The 4,371-nt window shown below is 46.5% G+C and carries 2 protein-coding genes; both read right to left on the bottom strand.

Annotation, left to right across the window (positions count from 1 at the left end):
* Positions 1-160 precede the first annotated feature (160 nt).
* Positions 161-2,173, bottom strand: coding sequence for a calcium-binding protein (locus HMPREF1051_RS11530; protein WP_003768915.1), 2,013 nt, complete (start codon positions 2,171-2,173; stop codon positions 161-163).
* 336 nt (positions 2,174-2,509) lie between these two features.
* Positions 2,510-4,198, bottom strand: coding sequence for a calcium-binding protein (locus HMPREF1051_RS11525; RefSeq protein WP_003768914.1), 1,689 nt, complete (start codon positions 4,196-4,198; stop codon positions 2,510-2,512).
* Between the last annotated feature and the right edge of the window lie 173 nt (positions 4,199-4,371).

Here is a 4,371-nt window from a genome sequence, read left to right as displayed (position 1 = left end):
AAATAGCACATTCTCTGCTAAGAAGGTCGTCTGAAATGGTGTTTTAGGCTTTAGAATAGATTAAACTGCACTTTAGTAGGTTCACTAAAGTGCAGTTTTTTATGGTGTAACGTACTTTACCATACAGCTAGATTTTCAGACGACGTTTTTAAGCGAATCTTTAACCGATGATATTGGATGCGTTCAACCATGCTGCTTGGTCGCTATCGAATTTGGCAAATACGGTATTACTGCTTGCACCTGCCGCACGATAAGCAAGAGTTTGTTGATATGAATCGAACACGAGATAAGAACGGTCGGCATCGTAATAAGCAGGGTTTCTAACAAACATCTCTGACCAGCTCAAATTTGCGCTGTTGCCACTCAGCAGAGAACGCATAGCAGATAGGTCGAGTTTGTCCATATCAGAGTTAAAGTCGGTTAAACGATCGATACTGCCTTCACGGATATCTGCTGCAGTAAAGGCGACGGTGTCTTTGCCTGCACCTGTGACGATGGTGTCGCTGCCTAAACCGCCTGCAAGATAGTCATCACCGTCCCCACCGTTGAGATAGTCATATCCATTGCCGCCTGACAGTGTGTCGTCACCGCTCATGCCATACAAGGTATCATTGCCTTCTTCGCCACTCAAGCGATTATGCCCGCTGTTGCCTGTCAGGGTATTGTCGCCATAATTGCCAATGCCGAAGATGTTATTGCTACCTGTCAAAGTCAGGTTTTCGACGTTGGTTGGGGTGGTGTAGGAAACGCTGCTGTAAATGGTATCAGTACCCTCGAACCACCGCTCAGTGACAGTATCATTTATATTGTCCACATGATAGATATCATTTCCATATCCGCCGCTCATGCTGTCTGCACCGCTGCCACCGTCTAAAGTATCGTTGCCGTATCCACCATCGAGCAGGTCGTTTCCTTCGCCTCCTTGTAGCACGTCATCTCCGTTATCTCCGTAAAGATAGTCACGATCATCGCCGCCCATCAGCAGGTCGTTACCGTCCATGCCGTGCAGCGTGTCGTTTCCACGACCACCGCTTAAGTGGTTGTTGCCACTGTTGCCTATCAGGGTATTGTCGGAGTTGTTACCGAAACCGTAATTGTTGCCGTAGCCTGTCAAAGTCAGGTTTTCGACGTTGGTTGGAGCGGTGTAGGAAACGCTGCTGTAAATAGTATCAGTACCCTCGAACCACCGCTCGGTGACAGTATCATTTATATTGTCCACATGATAGGTATCATTTCCATATCCGCCGCTCATGCTGTCTGCGCCGCTGCCACCGTCTAAAGTATCGTTGCCGTATCCACCATCAAGCAGGTCGTTTCCTTCGCCTCCTTGTAGCACGTCATCTCCGCTATCTCCGTAAAGATAGTCACGGTCATCGCCGCCCATCAGCAGGTCGTTGCCGTCCATGCCGTGCAGCGTGTCGTTTCCACGACCACCGCTCAAACGATTGTTGCCGCTGTTGCCTATCAGGGTATTGTCGGAGTTGTTACCGAAACCGTAATTGTTGCCGTAGCCTGTCAGTGTCAGGTTTTCGACGTTGGTTGGGGCTGTGTAAGAAACGCTGCTGTAAATGGTATCGGTACCTTCTCCCCACCATTCAGTAACCGTATCGTTCACATTATCTACATAGTAAATATCATCTCCGTATCCTCCGCTCATGCTGTCTGCACCGCTGCCACCGTCTAAAGTGTCGTTGCCGTATCCACCATCGAGCAGGTCGTTTCCTTCTCCTCCTTGTAGCACGTCATTTCCACTACCTCCGTAAAGATAGTCGCGATCATCGCCGCCCATCAGCAGGTCGTTACCATCCATGCCGTGTAGTGTGTCATTACCACGACCACCGCTTAAGCGGTTGTTGCCACTGTTGCCTATCAGGGTGTTATTTGAGTTGTTGCCGAAACCGTAATTGTTGCCGTAGCCGGTCAGTGTCAGGTTTTCGACGTGTGTCGGTAAGGTAAAGTTTGTATCGGCGTAAACGGTATCGTTGCCTTCATATTCATATTCAACGATGGTGTCACCTGCATTTTTACTGTGGTAAACATCGTTGCCTAAGCCGCCGTAGAATACGGTATGCCCGAGACTGCCATATAAAACGTCATCGCGGGTCGTGCCTTTAATGACGACGGATTCATTGTTTGCTACGTTATAGTATAAAGGATGCAATGTATTGGCCATAATGGCTCTCCTTGTGAACAAGTTGCTGGGAAAAATAGATATAAATATCTATTTGACATTTATAGGTTTTTTCTTGTATGTTTGATGCTGATTGTATCGAGAAATAGAATGATGCAAAAGATATAATAATTTATATTATTGTTTTTTATATTAATTTAAAATATGAAATAATATTTAATAGTATTTTAATGTCGAGAGGGTGAAAAAACGAAAAGGTCGTCTGAAAACTGATTTTCAGACGACCTTTTGTTGCTATCTGTAACGAATCATGCTTTATGTGTCGTTTCCCAGTAAAAGCAGATTCGTTTTAAATGGTCTGTTCTTTTTAGCAAATCTTTAGCCGATGATATTGGATGGGCCCAACCAGACAAAATCGAATTTGGCAAATATGGTGCTGCTGCTTGAACCTGCCTCACGATAAGCAAGAGTATGCTGCTCTGTATCGAAGATGAGATAAGGACGGTCTTTTTGGAGAATGACCTCAGGGTCTTTTTCAACGAACATCTTTGACCAGCTCAAATTGGCGTTGCTGCCAGTCAGCAGTGAACGCATACCAGATAGGTCGAGTTTGTCCGTATTAGGGTCAAATTCGACCACGCGATCTATACTGCCTTCACGAATATCTGATGCAGTAAAGGCAACGGTGTCGTTGCCTTCACCTGTGATGATGGTGTCGCTACCCGAGCCGCCTGCAATATAGTCATCACCGTCTCCACCGTTGAGATGGTCATTTCCATTTCCGCCTAACAGGGTGTCGTTGCCACCCATGCCGTACAGGGTATCATTGCCGTCTTCACCGCTCAGACGATTATCCCCTTTGTTGCCTGTCAAGATATTGTCATTATGGTTGCCAATACCGAAGATGTTGTTGCTACCTGTCAAAGTCAGGTTTTCAACATTTGCTGCGGCGGTGTAGGAAACGCTACTGTAAATGGTATCGGTACCTTCTCCCGATCGCTCGGTAACTGTGTCATTTACATTGTCCACATAATAGATATCATTTCCATCCCCACCGGTCATCTTGTCTACGCCGTAGCCACCGTCTAAAGTATCATTTCCATGTCCGCCATCAAGTACGTCGTTGTTTTCACCACCTTCTAGGATGTCATCTCCGTTACCCCCGTAAAGACGGTCGTCACCTGCGCCACTCTGCAGAAGGTCGTCACCGTCCATGCCGTAGAGCGTGTCATATCCATCTAGATTATCGAGCAAGTAGTTGTTGCCGCTGTTGCCTGTCAGGATGTTGCTTTCTTCGTTGCCATAACCGTTGATGTTATCGTTTCCTATCAGCGTCAAGTTTTCGACGTTGCTATTAATAAAGTAGGAAACGCTGCTGTAAACAGTATCGGTACCTTCATCAAAATATTCGTCAACTTCATCGAGCCAATTATCAACATAGTAAATATCATCCCCCTGGTCACCACGCATGAAGTCTACTCCACTACCACCGTTTAAAGTGTCGTTGCCATCTCCGCCCACAAGGCCGTCGCGACCATGTCCGCCCTCGAGCCAGTCGTCGCCATCTCCAGCATAGAGCCGGTCATCGCCATCTCCACCATAGAGCCGGTCATCGCCATCTCCAGCATAGAGTGAGTCCTTGCCATCTCCACCATAGAGCGAGTCGTCGCCGTCACCGCCTAGCAACAGGTCGTTACCAGCCATACCTTCTAGCTTGTCATTGCCGCGACCGCCGCTCAAGCGGTTGTTGCCGCTGTTGCCTATTAGAATATTGTTGGAGTTGTTGCCAAATCCGAAGGTGTTGCCGTTGCCTGTCAGTGTCAGGTTTTCGACGTGGGTCGGTAAGGTAAAGGTTGTATCGGCGTAAACCGTATCATTGCCTTCATGTGCATATTCAACGATGGTGTCGCCTGCGTTCTTACTGTAATAAATATCGTTGCCCAAGCCGCCGTAGAATGTGGTGTGTCCGAGACTGCCATGTAAAACGTCATCGCGGGGCGTTCCTTTAAGGACGTCTGATTTATTGTTTGCTGCGCTGTGGGATAAAGAGTGCAATGTATTGGCCATAATGGCTCTCCTTGAGAACAAGTTGCTGGGAAAAAATAATGCTATCTATTTGACATTAATAGATTTTTTATTGTGTCGTATGATGCCGATTGTATCGGGGAATAAAATGATGGGAAAGAGATAATAATTTATATTATTGTTTTGTATATTAATTTAGAGTAAGAGATACTATT

It is taken from the genome of Neisseria sicca VK64 (assembly GCF_000260655.1).
GTDB lineage: Bacteria > Pseudomonadota > Gammaproteobacteria > Burkholderiales > Neisseriaceae > Neisseria > Neisseria sicca_B.
Note: the sequence above shows the minus strand (reverse complement) of the source record. Positions and strands in the feature narration are given on the sequence as shown.

Coding starts and splice junctions, on each gene's coding strand:
- HMPREF1051_RS11530 (WP_003768915.1), bottom strand. CDS start 2,173: ATGGCCAATACATTGCATCCTTTATACTATAACGTAGCAAACAATGAA.
- HMPREF1051_RS11525 (WP_003768914.1), bottom strand. CDS start 4,198: ATGGCCAATACATTGCACTCTTTATCCCACAGCGCAGCAAACAATAAA.